This is a genomic window from Streptomyces sp. NPDC059900, assembly GCF_050270335.1.
Lineage (GTDB): Bacteria > Actinomycetota > Actinomycetes > Streptomycetales > Streptomycetaceae > Streptomyces.
In genome coordinates this window covers 1-4,069 of the sequence record NZ_JBNNJZ010000432.1, presented here as the reverse complement: position 1 = coordinate 4,069, position 4,069 = coordinate 1, and the positions used below count along the sequence as shown (strand labels likewise).

The 4,069-nt window shown below is 70.3% G+C and carries 2 protein-coding genes; both read right to left on the bottom strand.

From position 1 onward, the window contains the following. Nucleotide 1 precedes the first annotated feature (1 nt). A complete protein-coding gene (rhaI, locus tag ACQKIP_RS35140) occupies nucleotides 2-1,171 on the bottom strand; it encodes an L-rhamnose isomerase (protein WP_365865263.1) in 1,170 nt (389 codons plus the stop codon). A gap of 33 nt (nucleotides 1,172-1,204) precedes the next feature. Next, the coding region (locus tag ACQKIP_RS35135; RefSeq protein ID WP_427745064.1) for an alpha-L-rhamnosidase at nucleotides 1,205-4,069 on the bottom strand (2,865 nt) is incomplete at its 5' end.

Genomic DNA, 4,069 nt, shown 5'->3' with positions numbered 1-4,069 from the left:
CTCATGCCCCCCATCCGGCCTGCTCGCCGCCTACGCGGTCCTTGACGATCTGCTCCTGCCAGCCTGACTGCTGATACGCCCGCATGGGATCCGGGTCGAGCCCCGAGTCCTCCCTGACTTCTGCCAGTAGGGGACGGACGTCGGTGTTGAAGGCGTCCATCAGGACCGCGTTGGCGGCCAGCACGTCACCGGTGCGCTGGGCCCCGGCCAGCGCGTCGCCGTCGACGAGCAGCGCCTTGGCCGTGGCCTCCTGCACGTTCATCACCGAGCGGATGATCGCGGGGATCTTCGTCTCGATGTTGTGGCACTGGTCGAGCATGAACGCGGTGTCGGAGGTCAGGCCGCCGCCGCGGACGACCTCGTACATGATCCGGAAGAGCTGGAAGGGGTCGGCGGCGCCCGCCATCAGGTCGTCGTCGGCGTAGAAGCGGGAGTTGAAGTCGAAGCCGCCGAGCCGGCCCTCGCGCAGCAGGGTGGCGACGATGAACTCGATGTTGGTGCCGGGGGCGTGGTGGCCGGTGTCGACGACGACCTGTGCCTTGGGGCCGAGCTTGAGGCAGTGCGCGTACGCGGTGCCCCAGTCGGGGATGTCCGTGGCGTAGAAGGCCGGCTCGAAGAGCTTGTACTCCACGAGCATGCGCTGATCGTCGCCGAGGCGGTCGTAGGTCGTGCGCAGGGCCTCCTCCAGGCGGTCCTGGCGGCTGCGGATGTCGTCCTGGCCGGGGTAGTTGATGCCGTCGGAGAACCAGAGCTTCAGGTCGCGCGAGCCCGTCGCGTCCATGATGTCCACGCACTCGAGCAGATGGTCGAGTGCCTTGCGCCGGATCGCCGGGTCGGGATTGGTGACCGAGCCGAGCTTGTAGTCGTCGTCCTGGAAGACGTTGGTGTTGATCGCTCCGAGCCGCACGCCGCGCTCGGTGGCGTAGTTCGCGAGGGCGGCGTAGTCGTCGACCTTGTCCCAGGGGATGTGCAGGGCCACCTTGGGCGCCACGCCGGTGTGGGCGTGCACGCGGGAGGCGTCGTCCAGCTTTTCGCGGGTCGTGCGGGGGACACCTGGCTGCGCGAAGACCTTGAAGCGCGTACCGGAGTTGCCGTACGCCCAGGACGGGGTCTCCAGGGCCTGGGTGGTGAGTGCCGCTTTCACGGCGTCCTTGCTGGGTCCGGCGGTCATCGCGCAGCCTTCCGAAAGAGCGGTCGAATCGGGTCAGTTGGTGAAGCGGTGGGTGCCGGAGGCCGCGGCGAAGACGGCGCAGCCGTCCTCCATCCGCAGGAATTCCGCCGCGCCGTGCGTCACCTGGGTGCGCTTGTCTGCGGGGATCCACACCTCCGCCGTGGTGTTGGCGGGCAGGGTCAGGGTGAGACGGAAACCGTCGGCGTCCGTTTTCCAGTGGGTGGTGACCGGGCCGTAGAGCGCGTCGAAGGTGCCCTGTGCCTCGGTCACGCCGCCACCGGGGCGCGGGCGGACGAGGATCTTGCGGAAGCCGGGGTCGGCCGGTGCGATGCCCGCGATGTTCGCGTACATCCACTCGCCCACCGAGCCGTACGCGTAGTGGTTGAAGGAGTTCATGCCGGCGTCCTGGAAGCTGCCGTCCGGCTTGATGGAGTCCCAGCGCTCCCACATCGTGGTGGCGCCCTTGTCGATCTGGTAGCCCCAGCTGGGGAAGGACTTCTGGACCAGGAGGCGGTAGGCGACGTCTGTGTGGCCGGTGGCGGTGAGCACGGGCAGCAGGCGCGGGGTGCCCAGGAAGCCCGTCGACAGGTGCCATTCCTTGGACTTGATGAGCTCCACCAGACGCGCTGCCGCCGGTGCGCGGTCGCCGTCGGTGAGCAGGTCCATGGACAGGGCCAGGACGTACGCGGTCTGTGTGTCGCCCTTCACCCGCCCGCCGCCGGTCACGTATGCGGCGCGGAAGGCGTCACGGACGCTGCCGAAGAGCTTCTTGTACGGGGCGGGGTCCTTGCCGAGGACTTCGGCGGTCCGCGCCACCAGATCGGCGCTGTGCGAGAAGTAGGCCGTCCCGATGACGTCCTTGGGGGTCTCGTCCTGGATGTTGAGCCAGTCTCCGTAGCCCTCGGCGGGGCGCAGATAGCCGCTGCTGTGCTTCTCCAGGTAGTCGAGCCACTTCAGCATCGAGGACCAGGACTGTTCCAGGACGCGCTTGTCGCCGTACGCCTGGTACAGCGCCCAGGGGACGGTCACTCCGGCGTCGCCCCAGCCGGCCACGCCCTTGCCGACCGTGCCTACGAAGGGGGCCACGTCGGGGAAGGCCCCGTCGTCGGGCTGTCCGTCGCGCAGGTCGTCGAGCCACTTGGTCAAAAAGCGCGCCGATTCCATCGTGTAGGCGGCGGTGGGGGCGAAGACGTTGATGTCGCCGGTCCAGCCGAGCCGTTCGTCGCGTGCGGGGGTGTCGGTGGGCACGGAGAGGAAGTTGCCGCGCTGGCCCCAGGTGATGTTGCTGTGCAGCTGGTTGAGCATGGGGACGTTCGTCTCGAAGTCCATGGTGAAGGGCGCCGACGTGTGGATCACGCGGCCCGTCACCGCGTTCAGCGGCGGTTTGCCCGGGTAGCCCGTCACCTCGACGTAGCGGAAGCCGTGGAAGGTGAACCGCGGTTCGAACGTCTCCTTGCCGCCGCCCTTGAGGGTGTAGGTGTCGGTGGCGCGGGCGGAGCGCAGGTTGGTGGTGTAGACGGTGCCGTCGGGGTTCAGGACCTCCGCGTGGCGCAGCCGGACCTTGGTGCCGGCCTTCCCGGAGACGGTGAGGCGGACCGCGCCGACCATGTTCTGGCCGAGGTCGAAGACGAACACGCCGGGCTTGGGCTCGCTGACCTTCCGGGCGGCTATCTCGCTCTCCACGCGCGTGTGCCCGTCGATCTGGGCCACGACGGCGGCCTTGACCTTGTCCACGGCGTCGGCCGCGACCCACTTCGAGTCGTCGAATCCGGCGCGCGTCCAGCCCGCGGTCTCCAGGCGGGCGTCGTAGTCCTCGCCCGACAGGAGGTCGGCGGCGGTCACCGGGCCCGTCGCGGCGCGCCAGTCGGTGCCGGAGAGGACGCGGTCGGTCGTGCCGTCGGTGTACGTGACCTCCAGCTGGCCCAGGAACGCGGGCCGTTCACCGTACTGGTGCGGACCGAACATGCCGACGTTGCCGGCGTACCAGCCGACCGCGACCGTCACGCCGAGCGCGTTGGTGCCCGGCGTGAGCTGCTTGGTCACGTCGTACGTCTGGTACTGCACCCGCTTGTCGTAGTCGGTCCAGCCGGGCGCGAGGCGGTCGTCGCCGACGCGCTCGCCGTTGAGCCAGGCGTCGTAGAGGCCGAGGGCCGTGGAGTACAGCCGGGCCCGTGCGACGGTCCTGCCGGGCCGCAGGCGGAACTCGTGGCGCAGCTGGGCGGCCGGGCAGTGCTCGGGTACGACCTTGCCCCAGGGGCCCGAACCCCAGGCGGCGAGGACCTTCGAGGCGGCCCAGGAGCCGTCGTCGTAGCCCGCCGACCGCCAGTCGCCCGAGGGCTCCTTGTCGGTGGTCTTCCACGTGTCGTCGGTGGTCAGGGTACGCACGCCGTCGGCGGTCGTCAGCTCGAGCATGCCGAGCAGGCCGGCGGGCCCGGTGGTGGCGTTGGTGGCGGCGACGGCGATGACCGCGGCGCCGGGGCGCAGTTGGGCGGTCACGTCGACGACGGCGGGGCGGCGCCAGTTGTCGGCGGCGCTGTCCGCTTCGGTGTGCGCCACCTGCGTGCCGTTCACATACGCGGTGCAGCCGTCGTCGGCCGTCAGGACCAGGCGTGCCCTGGTGACCCCTTCGGGGACGTCGACGCGGCCGCGGAACCAGCGGGTGGCCGCGGGCGCGCTCGTCGCGGGATCGCCCTCGGGGAACCAGATCCACGAGGCGCCGTCCAGGGCGGGCGCGCCGACCAGGGCGGCGGGCGCGCCGATCCACCGCGCCGACCAGTCCTTCGCCGCGATGAGCCCGGTCTCCCACCAGGAGGCCTCGCTCCACTCGGAGGCCTTGCCCGCGGCGTCCCAGACCCGCACCGACCAGTAGTAGCGCGTACGGGACGTGAGGTCGGGGCC